The sequence below is a fragment of the Streptomyces sp. HNM0575 genome, from assembly GCF_012726265.1.
Lineage (GTDB): Bacteria > Actinomycetota > Actinomycetes > Streptomycetales > Streptomycetaceae > Streptomyces.
The window spans coordinates 316993-332208 of the sequence record NZ_JAASAG010000002.1; the positions used below are offsets into that span (position 1 = coordinate 316993).

The following is a 15216-nucleotide window of genomic DNA, read 5'->3' on the forward strand; positions in this document are numbered from 1 at the left end:
CCGGCAACCGCGAGCGCTTCGCGGAGGCGGCACGCGACGAGCGGCCCGATCTGGCGCTGCTGTGCCTGCTGATCGGCGTCGAGGCGGCGGCGCACACGCGCACGGCACACACGGGCAAGGCGCACCGCGGCCCGGAAGAGGAGACGCCGGACGGGAAGCCGGAGCGGGCCCCGCGGCCGGGCCCGGGCGACGGCGGGCACGAGCGGGCAGTTCTGGAGGCGCAGATCGAACTCGACCGCCTCGCAGGGCAGTTGCCGTACGCCGCCTCCCGCGCTCCCGAGGAGTGGGCACGCACGCTCGGACGGCTGCTGGGGCAGGACGAAGGCTTCCACGGCACCCCGGACGACTACCGGCGGCTCGACTCGTCCCTGTTGCAGTCGGTGCTGCACCGCAGGCGCGGGCTCCCGATCCTGCTCTCGGTGGTGTGGATGGAGGTGGCGCGCAGGGCGGGTGCGCCGGTCTACGGGGTGGGCCTGCCCGGCCACTTCGTGGTCGGCTTCGGCGATCCGTCGGGCGACCATGCGCTGGCCGACCCGTACGACGGGGGCCGGCTGCTCTCGGAGGCCGACGTGGAGGCGCTCGTCTCCGGGGCGACCGGAGCGCGCACACCGCTGTCCTCGGCGACGCTGCTGCCCGCGGGCCCGCTGGAGATCGTGCTGCGGATCCTCAACAACATCCGCGCATGGGCCGCGGGACGTCCGGAACAGTCGGGCGTGCAGCTGTGGGCGCTCGATCTGTCCCTGCTGCTGCCGCACCGTCCGGCGCGGCTGCGTCAGGAGCGGGCGCGGCTGCTGGTGGAGCGCGGCGATTTCGTCGGCGGTGCACGGGAGTTGGAGGAGTACGCGTCGGCGATCGCGGCGATGGAGCCCGCCGAGTCGGACAAGCTGCGCAAGGCGGCACGGGCGGCCAGGGCACGGCTCAACTGACGTGACCCCGGCCGCGGCCGGGCCGGTTCGCATGGTCCGCGGGCGCGCTCGGTGCGGTCAGAGCCAGCCCTTGTCGCGGGCGATGCGCACGGCCTCCGCGCGGTTGCGGGCGCCGGTCTTCTGGATGGCCGTGGAGAGGTAGTTGCGCACGGTGCCGTGCGAGAGGTGCATCGTCGCGGCGATCTGCGCGTTGCCCGAACCGTCGGCGGCGGCGTTCAGCACGTCCCGCTCCCGGTCGGTCAGCGGGCTCGCGCCGACCGCGAGCGCGGAGGCGGCGAGCGCCGGGTCGATGACGTGTTCGCCGCGCAGCACGCGGCGAACCGCGTCGGCGAGCCCCGCCGCGGGAGCGTCCTTGACGAGGAAGGCGTCCGCGCCCGACTCCATGGCCTTCCGCAGATATCCGGGGCGCCCGAAGGTCGTCAGGATGACCACCTTCAACTCCGGGTGCTTTGTGCGCAGTTCGGCGGCCGCGTCGATTCCGGAGCCGCCCGGCATCTCGATGTCGAGGAGCGCCACGTCCGGCTTGTGCTCCTCCACCGCCGCGACCACCTCGTCCCCGCGGCCCACCTGCGCGACCACCTCGATGCCGGGCTCCAGCCCCAGCAGGGCGGCGAGCGCCTCCCGCACCATCGCCTGGTCCTCGGCCAGCAGCAGTCGGATCACGACGGCCAGGCTACGTTCTTGCCGTCGCCCGGCGCACCGTCGTGCCCCGGGCCGTGGTCGCGCCCCGGGCCGTCCGCGGGCGCCCGTGCGGGCCCGTCGCCCCGAGCGGCGGCAGGCGCCTCGGCCGCGACCGCGGGGGATCCTTGGGCCGCGACCGCGGCAGGTCCTTCAGCCGCGACCGCGGCGGGTCCTTCAGCCGCGACCGCGGCGGGCACCCCCGCCGGGACGACCGCGCGGAGCTGGAAGCCGCCCCGCACCCCCGGCCCCGTCTCCAGAGCGCCGTCCGCGAGGGCGAGACGCTCGGCGAGGCCGGTGAGGCCGTTGCCGCTCGGGGAGTCCGCGCCGCGGCCGTCGTCGGTGACGGCGAGGCACACGGTCTCGTCGGCCTGCTCGGTGAGCGTCACCGTGCAGCGCGAGGCGCCGCTGTGCCGTACGACGTTGGTGCACGCCTCGCGCAGCGCCCAGGCGAGCGCGCTCTCCTGATCGGGGTGGAGGGCGGCGCTCAGCGCGGCGGGCTCCGGGAGCCGTGCGGAGATGCCGGCGGCCCCGAACGCCGTTGCCGCGCTTGCGAGTTCGACCCGCAGGGTGGGCCTGCGGTAGTCGCTGACGGCCTCCCGTACGTCGACGAGCGCCTGGCGGCTGACCCGTTCGATGTCGGCGACCTGGGCCGCGGCGGCCTCCGGCTCGCCGGGGAGCATGCGCCCGGCCAGCTCGCTCTTCAACGTGATGAGGGAGAGCGAGTGGCCGAGCAGATCGTGCAGGTCCCGGGCGAGGCGCAGCCGTTCGTCGCTGGCGGCGAGGTGGGCGACGGCGGCGCGGGCCTCGCGGAGTTCGCGCGTCGTACGGATCATGCGCCGGATCCCCACCATGGCGAACCCGCCCAGCAGCGCCGGGATGAACAGCGCGGGCCACAGGTCGCCCGTGTCGTCGAGGTGCAGCCCCAGCGCCACCAGCACCGCCGCCGTACCGGGGATCACCCAGCACGACGCACGTGACGGCAGCACGGCACCGGCCGCGACCGAGAAGTACACGAAGAGGACCAGCCACGCGCTTCCGAGGGCGAAGGACGGCACGAGGGCCAGCAGCAGCAGCGCTGCCAGCCCCACGTACACGCCGCGGAAGCCGCCCGGCAGCGGTTTGGTGTACCGGAAGATCAGCCTCACGTAGACCGCTACGAAGGCGGCCAGGCCCGCCCCGGCGAGGACCGCCACCGGGGTGCTGTGCCCGCCCTCGTAGAGGTCGGTCACGGGAGCGCCGAGATACACCATCCAGATCCCGGTCCACAGCACCTTGACGTAGATCTGGCGGCGGTTCTCCGGCTCGCGGCCGATCGCGGCGGTGCCGTCGAACGGGACCGTGAAGCGGCCCCCGTGAACCGCTTCACGCTCCGCCGCCCGCGCTGCCGCGGAGGCCTCCCCCGCCTCCCCCGCCTCCTGCGTACGGGCGGAAGTCCCGTCCGCCGCGGGCGACTTCGTGCCGCCGCCCCGCACCTCCGTGCCGCCGCCCCGGTCCGCGCTCATGTGCCCCCTCCGATCCTCGACGGCGGTCGTCCCCCGTCATGCGTCCCTGCCCCGCGTCATGCTGCCCGCGTCATGCGTGCCGTCGTGGGCTGCTGTTCCTGACGCGGTACTGCCGTTCGTTCACACTCGGACGTGCCGCCTGTTCACACCTTGGCGGTGTCCCGCCGGTACAGCCAGGCCGCCAGCGCGCTGAACAGCAGCAGATAGCCGCCGAGGATCGCCACGTCCCGCAGATGGGGCGCGTCCCCCAGCTCGACGGCCTGTCCGAGCGCCCTGTACGCGTGCGTGGGCAGCCATGCGGACACGTCGCTCACCCAGGACGGCAGGAAGCTCAGCGGCATCCACAGCCCGCCGAGCATCGCGAGCACGAAGTAGATGATCATCGTGATGGGGCGTACCGCGTCGCCCGACGCGAGATAGCCGATCGCGACGCCCAGCGCGGCGAAGACGAAGCTTCCCGCCCACGTGCACAGCGCGATCATGCCCCACTGCCAGGCCTCCAGCCGTACGTCCTTGACGGCGGCCGCCACCACGAACACCAGCAGGATCGAGGGCAGGCTGACCGTCGACGCGGCGGCGATCTTCGCCAGTACGTATCCGCGGCCGGGGAGCGGTGTCAACCGCAGCTGGCGCACCCATCCCTGCTCGCGCTCCTTCGCGATCTTCTCGCTGTTGCCGAGCAGTACGGCGGTCATGGCCCCGAAGGCGGCCATGGCGACCATGTAGTAGAGCGGCAGCCCCATGTCCATGCCGGGCAGCTTCGCGTCGTCCGCGCCGCCCGCGATGATCAGGTAGAGCGCCGACGGATAGATCACGGAGAAGAACAGGAACTTCTTGTTGCGCAGCGCGCGGAGTATCTCCAGCTTGACGAGAGTCCTCATACCGCCGCCACCTCCGTGTCGTCGTGGTCCTTCCGCGGAGCGGCGACCTCGCCGCCGTCCCCTCCCGGGCCCCGCCCGGCGTCCTGCCGCTCATGCTGCTGCTCGTGCTGCTCCTCGGCGTCCTTGGTGATCGCGAGGAACGCCTGCTCCAGGCCGAGGTGCGTCACTTCGAGGTCGCGCGGGTAGAGGCCGAGTCCGTACAGCGCGTGCACCGTCGCGTCGGCGTCGGCCGACCTCATCCGTACGGTGCCGCCCGCCACTTCGAACTCGGTGACGCCCGGCAGCGCGCGCAGCGCCGGCTCATGTGCCCTGACTTCGGTCTCGGCCGCCGCCTTGTAGCCGTTGGAGCGGTCTCCCGTGCCGCTCCCGCTGCCGTTGCCGAGGCCGTTCCCGGTGCCGTTGACGGTGCTGTTGGCGGTGCCGTTGGCGGGGCCGCTGGCGGGGCCGCTGCGCAGGGCGAAGGAGATGCGGCGCGCGCCGGCGCGGTTCTTGATGTCGGCGGCCGTGCCGTCGGCCAGCAGCCGTCCGCGGTGCAGCACGAGAACGCGGTCCGCGACGGCGTCGGCCTCCTCCAGATAGTGCGTGGCGAAGAGGACCGTACGGCCCTGTGCGGCCTGTTCGCGCATCGCCTTCCAGAAGTGCCCGCGAGCGGAGACGTCCATGCCGGTGGTCGGCTCGTCCAGCACGATCAGGTCGCTCTCGCCCGCGACGGCGAGGGCGAAGCGCACGCGCTGTTCCTGGCCGCCGGAGAGCTTGCAGACCATGCGGTCCGCGATGGCGGTGATGCCGGCGTCGGCGAGCACCTTCTCGACGGGGTGGGCGCGGGGGTGCAAGTCGCAGGCGAGGCCCACGAGTTCACGGACTTTCACGCCTTCCATCAGGCCGCCCGACTGGAGCATCGCCCCGACCCGGCTCTCGGTGACGGCCTTTCGCGGTGACGTGCCGAACAGGCGGACCATGCCGCCCGGGTCCGGCGAACGCAGGCCGAGCAGAAGGTCCAGCGTGGTGGACTTGCCTGCCCCGTTGGGTCCGAGAAGCGCGACCGTCTCCCCCGGATGCAGCCTGACGGTGAGATCCGCGAGGGCGCGCACCGAGCCGTAGCTCTTGCTCACCCCGGCGAATTCGACGACTGGTGAATGCTGTCTGGTCATGCATTCACGATGACGCCCGGCGGCCCCTGCCGTGCAGTGCCGCAAGTCGTGAGCTGCGTATGACAGTTGTCAGATGACGGATAACAGGTGACAGATGACAGATGTCAGAATCCGTCAGCCGCCGCCCCGGCGCCCGGCGCCCGGCGCCCGCCACCGCGCCCATCCGCTCACCGTGCGTTGAGCGGAATCTCCTGTACGCGCTTGGCAGGGCTGGTCTCCTTGAGCGCCAGACGCAGCGCACCCGCGACGTCCTGCGGCGTGACGGGCGTCTTGCTGCCGTCGCCACGCGTGATCTTCACGCCGGCGAAGGTCGTCCCGTACAGCTGCTTGAGCACCGGCAGGTCGTACGTGTCGACCAGCGTGCCGTTGACCGGCTTCATGGAGAGGAACTTGGGAAGCGACTTCTGCGGGCTGAACTGGATCGAGGCGTCGCCCGCCTTGATCGTCACCAGCCCCGACATCGCCGGCTTGCCGAAGTCCCGGATGGCGCGCTGGATCTCCTGCTTGCCGACCTTCGGCTGCTGCGCGGAGACGGGCAGTTCGACGGGGCTGTTGTTCCCGGTGGCCGCGCGCTTGCGGTAGGCGCTCTCCAGCTCGTCGCTCGCCTTGTCGGCGTCGATTCCCTTGTGCGGCTTACCCGGTACGGCGATGGCCTTGCCGTTGGCGAACTTGACCATCCCGTCCTTGGGGGCGCCGCCGACACCGGTCTCCTTGGAGACCTGCGACAGGGCGGAGGTCATCTTCTCCTCGTCCACCTTGAGCGCGGGCTCCGCCTCGCGCTCCATGCCGAAGAGCGAACCGATGACGGAGACCGGGTTGTAGTCCCGGCCCGCAGCCGTGCGCACCGTCGCCTCGGTGTCCAGCGTCATCCCCGCGACGCTCGGCTTGAGCTTGGCCCGCTGGCCCTGGGCGACGACGGTGAACGCCTGCGTCGTACGGTCGCCGAAGGCCGCGTCCAGCTTGTTGACCGCCTCGTGCCTGCTCAAGCCGCCGATCTCGACGCCGAGCACGGTGGTGCCGTTGGGCACGTCTGCGTGGTCGAGCAGCAGGCCGGCACCGTATGCGATGCCGACGACGCCGAGCACGCCGACGCCCGCGACCATCAGCTTCGAACGGCCGCCGGCGGACGCCTCGCCCGCACGGCCCGCGGACGACCTCGACGAGGCCCGCTCGAAGGGCGAGCCGGAGGGGCCCGCCTCGTCCTCCGCCAGCCGCGGCGCCCTGCTCATCAGGGTCTCGCCGACGACTCGTTCGCCCTCGGGATCGTCGGCGACGGCGGTGCCTTCGCGTCCGGCGCCGGCCGTGCCGTAGGTGGGCAGTCCGCCCGTGCCGCCCGGGCCCTCCTGCTCGCGGAGCATCTCCTCGCCGATGCCGCCCGGCGCGAACGGAGCGCGGCCGGTGCCCAGTCCGAGAGTGGAGCTCGCCGGGGACTCCGGCGGTGCGCCGCCCCCGACGGGAGGCGGCGGCAGCGGCATGTCCCCGGTCGCGGGCCCGGTCGTCGGACCGTCCTGGACGCCCTGGCCCGGCAGGTCGCCCGCAGCCGGAGTGCCGGCGGGCGGGGTGTCCGTACGGGGAAGGGAGTAGGCGCCCGTGTCGTACGGGTCGGCCGCATCGCCCGCGCCGTAGGGGTTCGTGACGCCGTAGGGATCGCTACTGCCGTACGGGGACTCCCCGGCGCCCGGCGGCGTACCCACACCGGCACCGCCGCCCGCGCCCGAGGCCGGTCCGCGTCCGCCCGGGCCGGGCTTGGACTTCCGTGGCGCGAACCAGTCGCTGGTCTTCTGCGCGAAGTCGGCGCCGCCGGAGGTCTCCTCGGACGTACGCGGCGGCCCGGAGGCGCCCGCCCCCGGCGCACCGGCCGCTCCGCCGGCACCCGGCACCGCGCCGGGCCCGGTGCCCGAGACGCCGTCGCCGGGAGCGCGCAGCGGGTGCGCGACATCGGACGGCGAGGAGCCCTGCCCGGGCCCGCCCGCGGCGTTGCCGCCGCCGTCCGTATCGCTCTCGCTCACGGGCGTCCGCATCACGACGGGCGGAATCGGCCGCGAACCCGGGATGTTGATCCGGATGCGGGTCGTCAGGGTCGTCTCCGTCTTGCGGTCTTCGGGCCGCCGCTGCGCGTCCGAGGCCGCCGTCTCTTCCGAGTCGGCGGAGTCCCCGGCGGCGCCGGGGCCGTACGGTCCGGTACCCGACGGGTACGACGGACCGCCCTGGCCCTGCGGCCCGGAGGACGAACGGTCAGTTTCACGACTCAAAGCAGGTACTCCCGGTTGGGTTCGCCGCCCATCATGCATGCAGGTCCCAGGACGGCTCGCCGGCGCGCACCAGCTTACTTGGGGTCGCCGCCACGGGACCCTCTCCCTCGTAATCCCCTGGACAGGAGCCTCGTCAGCGGTACTTGGGCCCAGGCACTGGCGGTGCCGGCAGCGCGATGGTGGCACACATCACAGCGGCGAGCACCCCGCCTAGTAGAAAGACATACGAACCGATGCCCGCGCCGAAGACGAAGTCGCCCTCCGGACGCGGGGAAGTGAGCACGAACACGGTCACCACCCAGCCGACGCCGGGCGCCGCCGCACCCGTCCGCGTACGGCACAACTTCGCGCCGCCCCAGAAGAGTCCGACGGCCGCGGCCAGCGCGAGCAGCAGTCCGCCGGGGAGCCAGCCGCTCTGCACCAGCGCACCCGCCGCCGCCGTCAGCACGCCGAGTGCGAGCAGCAGAAGATAGACGCCCATGCGTGCCGTACGGGAGGCGGGGACCGGCGTGGGCCACGCGGGAAGGCCGTGCGGGCCGTACCGCTCCCGGCCGCCCTCGGCGCCGTCCGCTCCCGCCGCCGGGCCCCACCGCCGAGGGCCCGGCCGCTCCACGCTTCCGCCGCGCTGCCCCTGCTTGTCGCGATCTCCGCGCTGCCCGCGCTCCTCGCTCTGCTCGTGCTCCCCGCGCTGCTCGCGCTCTCCGCGTTCTTCGCCGCTCATGCGCCCGCTCCGTCGAACAAGTCCTGTGCCGTGCCGCCGGAATGCTCCCCCGTGGAGTGCGCGAGGCGGTAGAACTCGGTGCCGATCAGCGGCTGGCCCAGCCCGTTCGACAGGGCGAAACCGCCGTCGTCGACGGTGATCTGGGTCGCGTGCGCACGCATGGCGGCGGCCTTCGCCTCCGCGTAGGCGCGTCCGTCGACGACCGCGTCGACCGAGGCGGAGTCCGCCACGAGCCCCGGCACGTCCTCCGGTTCCGCGAGCGCCGCGTACGGCGACGGGGACTGCGACCTCAGCCGCGCGAAGCCCTCCTCGACGACGGGGCGCGGCACGCAGTTCCAGTAGACGCGGGCCGGCTCGTGCGGCTCGCCCGCCTCTGGCGCGAAGCCGGGATCGGCGGCGAGTCCGGCCGCGCGCATCGCCACCCGGTGTGCCTGGATGTGATCGGGGTGGCCGTAACCGCCGTCCGGGTCGTAGGTGACCATCACCTGCGGCCGCACCTCACGGATGACGCGGACCAGGTGGAGCGCCGCCTCGTCGAGCGGGGCCTGCCAGAAGCACTCGGGGCGCAGATTGGTGGAGAGGCCCGTCATCCCTGAGTCGCGGTAGCGGCCCGGGCCGCCGAGCAGGCGGTGGTCCGTGACGCCCAGCTCCCGCATGGCGTGGGCGAGTTCACCCATGCGGTGCCGCCCGAGCGGGGTCAGCTCGCCGGGGGGCACGGGTGACTCGGGAGCGGGTTCACCGGGCTGCGGCACCGGCGGTGCGAGGTGCGCCAGCTCGGCGGGGATGACCTCGCCCTCCTCGCCGAGGGTGCATGTGACGAGCGTGACGTGTACGCCCTCGGCGGCGTATCTGGCCATGGTGGCACCGTTGTTGATCGACTCGTCGTCCGGGTGCGCGTGCACCAGGAGAAGCCGCCGGTCAGGAGCTGCGCTCATGCCCCTGACCCTACGGCCCCGCTCCGACGGCTCAGAACTTGATGTCCCCGAGCATGCCTGCCACGTTCGTCGTCAGCTCGTTGATGGTGGGAGCGATCGACGAGCCCGCCAGATAGAAGCCCAGGAGCACGCACACCACCGCGTGCCCGGCCTTGAGGCCGGCCTTCTTCACGAGCAGCAGAACGATGATCAGGAGCAGCACGACCGCCGAAATCGAGAGTGCCACGGCGGTTCACCTCCAAGTACGCGCGGTCGGGCGACGGATTCCGGACAGCATGAGCCCATGACACGAGCGGGCCACGGGCTTCATACCCGGGTCCCGCGTCGCGCAATGGATCATAACTATCCGTCAGTTGGCATTGGCCGGGTGCACGGGTGCAGACGAGGGGCGCATATTCGAATCCGGCCACCGCCGGGGCGACCCCGGCTGCGCCCCTGCGAAGCGGGGGAGCGTCCGCCAGGCTCTACGCTCTGCCGCATGGCCACTACTTTCCCCCGTCAGTTCGCACGCACCCAGCGCTTCACCCTGGGCGCCCCCCGCGCGTTCACCGTCGCTCCGGACGGTTCGCGCATCGTCTTCCTGCGCTCCCGCGAGGGCACTGACCGGGCGAATCTCCTGTGGGTCCGCGAGCCGTCCGGCGGTCGCGAGTACGTCGCCGCCGATCCCGGGAGCCTGCTTGGAGGCGCGGCCGAGGAGCTGTCGGCACAGGAGCGCGCCAGGCGCGAGCGCAGCCGCGAGGGCTCCGCGGGAATCGTCGGATATGCCACCGACAAGGCTGTGGAGCGGGCCGCGTTCGCGCTGTCGGGGCGCCTCTTCGCCGCGGATCTGACGACGGGCGATTGCCGTGAGCTGGAGACCCCCGTGCCCGTCGTCGACCCGCGCCCCTCCCCTGACGGCACGCACATCGCATACGTGGCGGGCGGCGCTCTGCGGGTCGTACGCAGCGACGGGACCGGCGACCGTGCGCTGGCCTCCCCCGAGAACGACGGGATCACCTACGGTCTGGCCGAATTCATCGCCGCCGAGGAGATGGACCGCGGACGGGGTTTCTGGTGGGCGCCGGACAGCCGGCGGCTGCTCGTCGCACGCGCCGACGACGCCCCCGTACAGCGGTGGTGGATCGCCGACCCGGCGCATCCCGACCGTGAGCCGGCGGAGGTGGCCTATCCGGCGGCGGGCACGGCCAACGCCGACGTCACCCTCCACCTGCTGAGCGTCGACGGCGACACCGGGCCCGGGTCCCGCCGGGAGGTCGGGTGGGACCGCGATGGCTTCCCGTATCTCGCGCGCGTCCACTGGTCCGCGGGCGGGCCGCCGCTGCTGCTCGTACAGGCGCGGGACCAGCGCACGCAGCAGTACCTCGGCGTCGACGCCGCTACGGGCGCCACCAGCACGCTCCACACCGAACAGGACCCCGAATGGCTGGAGTTGTTCGCGGGCGTGCCCGCCTGGACGGACGACGGACGGCTCGTACGGATCGACGACTCGTCCGGGGCGCGGGTGCTGACGGTCGGGGACAGCGCGTTCACCACGGCGTCGTCGCATGTACGGGCGGTGCTGGACGTCGGTGCGGACGGGGTGCTCTTCTCCGCTTCCGCGGGAGCTGAGGACGAGGACGCGGGCGAGGAGGACGCGGGCGGGGGCGCCGCCGCGGACGCCGCCGACGAGCGGGTGCGACGCGAAGTGGGCGACATCGGCGTGTACTTCGCGCGGTTCGCCGCGGACGGCTCCTGCGCGGGCGTCGAACGCCTCACGGACACGGACACGGGCACGGACGCGGACGGCCGTACGGACACGGACGGCGGCACCGAACCCGCCGGGCCGCCGCACGTGGCGTCGGCCGTGCGCGGCGGCGACACCCTCGTACTGTCCACCGCGTCGCTCTCGCGCCCCGGTTCACATGTCGCGGTGCTGCGCATGGGCGGCGCGGAGGGGGCGCTGCCGCTGAAGCCGCTGGACACCGTGCCGTCCCACGCCGAGACGCCCCTGCTCGCCGCCTCGCCCCGGCTGCTGCGCACCGGGGAGCGGCGGATCCCCGCGGGTGTGCTGCTGCCCACCGGATACCGGGAGAGCGACGGCCCGCTTCCCGTGCTCATGGACCCCTACGGCGGACCGCACGGCCAGCGCGTCGTCGCGGCGCACAACGCGTGGCTCACCTCGCAGTGGTTCGCCGACCAGGGCTTCGCCGTGGTGGTGGCCGACGGCCGTGGCACGCCCGGTCCTTCGCCCTCGTGGGAGAAGGCGGTCTCGCGGCGGATCGCCGACGTCACGCTCGACGACCAGATCGAGGCGCTGCGGTCGCTCGCCGCGGACCATCCGCTGGATCTGACGAGGGTGGGCATCCGCGGCTGGTCGTACGGCGGCTATCTCGCGGCGCTCGCCGTGCTGCGCCGCCCCGACGTCTTCCACGCGGCCGTCGCGGGCGCGCCCGTCACCGACTGGCGGCTGTACGACACCCACTACACGGAGCGCTACTGCGGCACCCCCGATCAGGACCCCGAGGTGTACGCGCGCTCCTCCGTCGTCACCGACGAGGGGCTCTCCGGGGCGGACCCGCAGCACCGCCCGCTGATGCTGATCCACGGCCTCGCGGACGACAACGTGGCCGCCGCGCACACGCTCCGGCTCTCCTCCGCGCTGCTGGCCGCGGGCAGGCCGCACGAGATGCTGCCGCTGTCCGGGGTGACGCACATGACGCCGCAGGAGCAGATCGCGGAGAACCTGCTGCTGCTCCAAGTGGCCTTCCTCAAGCGGACGTTGGGCGCGGCCTGACCGTACGGGGCGACCTGCACGGGGCGACCTGCACGGGGCGACCTGCACGGGGCGGCCTGCACGGGCCGTACGGCACCGAACGCGGGCGCGGAACGCAGCACGCGGCACACGCGTCGCACGACACAGGACACACGCGCGGGCGCCGCCGCGATCCAGGATCACGACGGCGCCCGCGAACACCCTCGACGGCCGACGGCCTCACACCGCGCTGTCGGACTCCATCGCCCTCAGCGCCGAGTCCATGACCACGTCCTCCTCGCGAGCGGTCGTCGACCCCTCCTCCGGGAAGTGGCACGCGGTCAGGTGCCCGGCCGCGTTCCCCGTTATCTGGACGAGCGGCGGCTCCTCCGTGGCGCACTTCTCCTGCGCCTTCCAGCAGCGCGTACGGAACCGGCACCCGGAGGGCGGCTTGATCGGCGAGGGCACGTCGCCCGCGAGTCGGATGCGCTCGCGCTGCTCGTCCTCGCCCTCGTCGAGCTTCGCCTCCGGCACGGCCGACAGCAGCGCGTGCGTGTACGGGTGGCGGGGGCGCAGGTAGATCGAGTCGCGGTCGCCGACCTCGACGATCTTCCCCAGGTACATCACAGCGAGCCGCTGCGTGAAGTGCCGCACGATCGCCAGGTCGTGCGCGATGAACACGAACGCGATGCCCCGGTCGCGCTGCACCTGCTGAAGCAGGTTGACGACCTGGGCCTGGATGGAGACGTCCAGCGCCGAGACCGGCTCGTCCGCCACGATCAGCTTCGGCTCCAGCGCGAGGGCGCGCGCGACACCGATGCGCTGCCGCTGGCCGCCGGAGAACTCGTGCGGGAAGCGGTTGTAGTGCTCCGGGTTGAGACCGACGGTCTCCAGCATCTCCCGGATGCGCTTCTCGCGGCCGCCGGGCGGGTTGATCCCGTTGACCTCCATCGGGTTGCCGATGATCGAGCCGACCGTCTGCCGCGGGTTCAGCGACGAGTACGGGTCCTGGAAGATCATCTGGATCTCGGAGCGTACGGGTGCCAGCTCCTTGCGGTTGGCGTGCGATATGTCCCGGCCGCGGTAGGAGATCGTGCCCCGCGTGGGCTCCAGCAGCCGTGTCAGCAGCCGCCCGGTCGTGGACTTGCCGCAGCCGGACTCGCCGACGAGGCCGAAGCTCTCGCCCGGCATCACGCTCAAGTCGATCCCGTCGACGGCCTGGACCGCGCCCACCTGCCGCTTGAACGGGAAGCCGCCCATGATCGGGAAGTGCTTGGTCAGGCCCTTCACCGTCATCAGCGGGTCGCCGGAGGCCGGCACGTCGTCCTGCGGCTTGGTCAGGGTGAGTTCTTCGCTCATTGCTGTCATTCTCCCTAGCCCAGCCGGGGTTTGATCTGCTCGATGAAGAAGGTCTGCTTCTGCTCGCCCGTCAGATGGCAGGCGGCACCGCGTCCGGCGGGCAGCACGGGCCGGTCGGCTGAGCAGGACTTGCCGCCGGCGACCTCGTCCACGTAGTCGCACCGCGGGTGGAACGGGCAGCCGGGCGGCGGCGCGAGCAGGCTCGGCGGCGTGCCCTTGATCGGGACGAGCGCCTCGTCCACGTCGCTGGACAGCCGCGGCATGGAGCTCAGCAGGCCCCAGGTGTACGGGTGCCGGGGCGCCCGCAGCACCTCGGACACGCTGCCGCGCTCGACGGCGCGGCCGCCGTACATCACGAGGATGTCGTCGGCGACGTTCGCGATCACACCCAGGTCGTGGGTGATGAAGATGATCGCCGAACCGAACTCCTGCTGGAGGTCCTTGAGCAGGTCGAGGATCTGCGCCTGCACGGTCACGTCGAGCGCGGTCGTCGGCTCGTCCGCGATGAGCAGGTCGGGGTCGCACACGAGCGCCATCGCGATCATGGCGCGCTGCCGCATGCCGCCGCTGAACTGGTGCGGATAGTCGTCCACGCGCAGCTTGGCGTTGGGGATGCCGACCTTGTCGAGCATCTCGATCGCGCGCCGGTGCGCCTCGCGCTTGGAGGCGCCCAGGTGCTTGCGGTACGGCTCGGCGATCTGGCGGCCCACGGTGTAGTACGGCGACAGCGCCGTCAGCGGGTCCTGGAAGATCATCGCCATCTTGTTGCCGCGCAGCGATTCGAGGGTCTTCTCCCTCGCGCCGGTCAACTCCTGCCCGTCGAGCAGGATCTCCCCCGAGACGGCGGTCTTCTTGGGGTTGTGCAGCCCGAGGATCGACAGGTTCGTCACCGACTTGCCGGAGCCGGACTCGCCCACGATGCCGAGGGTGCTGCCGCGCTCCAGGTCGAAGGAGAGACCGTCGACGGCCTTGACGGTGCCGCCCTCGGTGTCGAAGTGCACATACAGGTCGCGTACGGAGAGGAACGCACTGGCGGCGCCCGCGTCGCGCGGAGCCGGAACGCCCGCTTCCTTGGTCAGGGTGGTCACAGCGGTACTCCTAGGCCAGCCGCACGCGCGGGTCGATGAACGCGTATGCGGCGTCCACGATGACGTTGAAGAGGATGATGAAGGTCGCGGAGAAGAGCATCACGCCCATCACCATGGGCAGGTCGGTGTTCTCCACGGACTCGACCGCCAGCTTCCCGAGCCCCGGCAGCGAGAAGGTCCACTCGGTGATCATGGCGCCGCCGAGCAGCGACCCGAGGTCGACGCCGAAGATCGTCACGATGGGGATGAGCGAACCGCGCCACGCGTAGCGGAAGAAGACGAACTTCCCCGACATGCCCTTGGCCCGTGCCGTGCGGACGTGGTCCTCGGCGAGCTGCTCGATCATCGAAGAGCGCGACAGACGTGTGTAGTTCGCCGTGAAGATGATCTGGATCACCATCCACGGGATGAGCAGGCCCATGAACCAGCCGGCCGGGTCCTCCGTCAGCGGCACGTAGGCGGGCTGGTCCAGCAGCCCCAGGTTGAACACCAGCAGTGCCATCACCAGGGGGCCCACGAAGTAGATCTGCATCGAACTGAGCACCAGCGAGGCGGTGCTGAAGACCTTGTCGGCGAGCGTGCCGCGCTTCCAGGCGGCGATCATGCCGGCGCCGAGACCGATGACCAGGAAGACGACGGCGCCGCCGATGGTGAGCGAGACCGTGGTCGGGAAGCGGTCGAGGATGGTGTTCCAGACCGGGTCCGAGTTGGCGAACGAGTAGCCGAAGCACGGTGCGGGGCAGGCACCTTGGGCGAAGGTGCGGCCCGCGAAGATGCCGACCATGAAGTGCCAGTACTGCATCGGTATGGGCTCGTCGATGCCCATGTTCTTGCGGATGACTTCCAGCGCGTCCGGTGTGCAGTTCTTGCCACAGGCCAGCATCGCCGGATCTCGCGGTACGGCGTAGAAGAGGAAGAAGGTGACCGCACTGATGATCAGCAGGATCACCATCGCGCCGAGTGTCCGGCGGACGAGGAAACGAAGCATG

At 72.1% G+C, this 15216-nt stretch carries 13 protein-coding genes; 2 read left to right on the forward strand and 11 right to left on the reverse strand.

The genetic code is table 11. The features are described 5' to 3' along the window. The first annotated feature begins 50 nt into the window (after positions 1–50). Positions 51–926, forward strand: a complete 876-nt coding sequence (locus HCC61_RS05290) for a transglutaminase-like domain-containing protein (protein WP_169134522.1) — start codon at positions 51–53, stop codon at positions 924–926. Between the two features lie 57 nt (positions 927–983). Here HCC61_RS05290 and HCC61_RS05295 read toward each other — a convergent pair whose 3' ends face one another. The 8 genes from HCC61_RS05295 to HCC61_RS05330 all read right to left on the reverse strand — a co-directional run bounded on the left by HCC61_RS05295 (position 984) and on the right by HCC61_RS05330 (position 9275). Continuing rightward, entirely contained in the window at positions 984–1589 is a 606-nt protein-coding gene (locus tag HCC61_RS05295; protein ID WP_346777033.1) for a response regulator transcription factor, read from the reverse strand. Next, positions 1586–3109: a sensor histidine kinase gene (locus HCC61_RS05300; RefSeq protein ID WP_346777034.1), complete on the reverse strand. Its 1524-nt coding sequence runs from the start codon at positions 3107–3109 to the stop codon at positions 1586–1588. Before HCC61_RS05300 ends, HCC61_RS05295 begins: the two co-directional genes overlap by 4 nt. A 143-nt stretch (positions 3110–3252) precedes the next feature. Continuing rightward, the gene (locus tag HCC61_RS05305) at positions 3253–3990 is read right to left on the reverse strand and encodes an ABC transporter permease (RefSeq protein ID WP_169134091.1); all 738 of its coding nucleotides are present in this window, start codon (positions 3988–3990) and stop codon (positions 3253–3255) included. Then, on the reverse strand, positions 3987–5141 hold the full coding sequence (locus HCC61_RS05310) for an ABC transporter ATP-binding protein (RefSeq protein ID WP_169134092.1): 1155 nt from the start codon (positions 5139–5141) through the stop codon (positions 3987–3989). Before HCC61_RS05310 ends, HCC61_RS05305 begins: the two co-directional genes overlap by 4 nt. Positions 5142–5308: 167 nt before the next feature. Continuing rightward, positions 5309–7393 (reverse strand): hypothetical protein, encoded by a 2085-nt coding sequence (locus tag HCC61_RS05315; RefSeq protein WP_169133884.1) that lies wholly within the window; start codon positions 7391–7393, stop codon positions 5309–5311. A gap of 133 nt (positions 7394–7526) precedes the next feature. Continuing rightward, positions 7527–8114: a DUF6113 family protein gene (locus tag HCC61_RS31445; protein WP_346777035.1), complete on the reverse strand. Its 588-nt coding sequence runs from the start codon at positions 8112–8114 to the stop codon at positions 7527–7529. After that, positions 8111–9049: an N-acetyl-1-D-myo-inositol-2-amino-2-deoxy-alpha-D-glucopyranoside deacetylase gene (mshB, locus tag HCC61_RS05325; RefSeq protein ID WP_169134093.1), complete on the reverse strand. Its 939-nt coding sequence runs from the start codon at positions 9047–9049 to the stop codon at positions 8111–8113. The genes HCC61_RS31445 and mshB overlap by 4 nt, the downstream gene beginning before the upstream one ends. Positions 9050–9080: 31 nt before the next feature. Continuing rightward, positions 9081–9275, reverse strand: a complete 195-nt coding sequence (locus tag HCC61_RS05330) for a hypothetical protein (protein ID WP_028434116.1) — start codon at positions 9273–9275, stop codon at positions 9081–9083. Positions 9276–9527: 252 nt separating this feature from the next. Here HCC61_RS05330 and HCC61_RS05335 point away from each other — a divergent pair, with 252 nt between their 5' ends. Beyond that, the gene (locus HCC61_RS05335) at positions 9528–11822 is read left to right on the forward strand and encodes a S9 family peptidase (protein WP_169134094.1); all 2295 of its coding nucleotides are present in this window, start codon (positions 9528–9530) and stop codon (positions 11820–11822) included. Between the two features lie 198 nt (positions 11823–12020). Here the strand turns inward: HCC61_RS05335 and HCC61_RS05340 are convergent, their stop codons facing one another. The 3 genes from HCC61_RS05340 to HCC61_RS05350 are packed head-to-tail and all read right to left on the reverse strand — an operon-like array spanning position 12021 to position 15215. Further along, positions 12021–13139, reverse strand: coding sequence for an oligopeptide/dipeptide ABC transporter ATP-binding protein (locus HCC61_RS05340; RefSeq protein ID WP_169134095.1), 1119 nt, complete (start codon positions 13137–13139; stop codon positions 12021–12023). A gap of 14 nt (positions 13140–13153) precedes the next feature. Further along, positions 13154–14227: an ABC transporter ATP-binding protein gene (locus HCC61_RS05345; protein WP_169134096.1), complete on the reverse strand. Its 1074-nt coding sequence runs from the start codon at positions 14225–14227 to the stop codon at positions 13154–13156. Between the two features lie 10 nt (positions 14228–14237). Next, positions 14238–15215 (reverse strand): ABC transporter permease, encoded by a 978-nt coding sequence (locus HCC61_RS05350; RefSeq protein WP_169134097.1) that lies wholly within the window; start codon positions 15213–15215, stop codon positions 14238–14240. Position 15216 lies beyond the last annotated feature (1 nt).

What these genes read in the sequence shown, in the direction of transcription:
- HCC61_RS05300 (WP_346777034.1), bottom strand. Translation starts at nt 3,109, where the DNA reads ATGAGCGCGGACCGGGGCGGCGGCACGGAGGTGCGGGGCGGCGGCACG.
- HCC61_RS05305 (WP_169134091.1), bottom strand. Translation starts at nt 3,990, where the DNA reads ATGAGGACTCTCGTCAAGCTGGAGATACTCCGCGCGCTGCGCAACAAG.
- HCC61_RS05310 (WP_169134092.1), bottom strand. Translation starts at nt 5,141, where the DNA reads ATGACCAGACAGCATTCACCAGTCGTCGAATTCGCCGGGGTGAGCAAG.
- HCC61_RS31445 (WP_346777035.1), bottom strand. Translation starts at nt 8,114, where the DNA reads ATGAGCGGCGAAGAACGCGGAGAGCGCGAGCAGCGCGGGGAGCACGAG.
- mshB (WP_169134093.1), bottom strand. Translation starts at nt 9,049, where the DNA reads ATGAGCGCAGCTCCTGACCGGCGGCTTCTCCTGGTGCACGCGCACCCG.
- HCC61_RS05335 (WP_169134094.1), top strand. Translation starts at nt 9,528, where the DNA reads ATGGCCACTACTTTCCCCCGTCAGTTCGCACGCACCCAGCGCTTCACC.
- HCC61_RS05340 (WP_169134095.1), bottom strand. Translation starts at nt 13,139, where the DNA reads ATGAGCGAAGAACTCACCCTGACCAAGCCGCAGGACGACGTGCCGGCC.
- HCC61_RS05350 (WP_169134097.1), bottom strand. Translation starts at nt 15,215, where the DNA reads ATGCTTCGTTTCCTCGTCCGCCGGACACTCGGCGCGATGGTGATCCTG.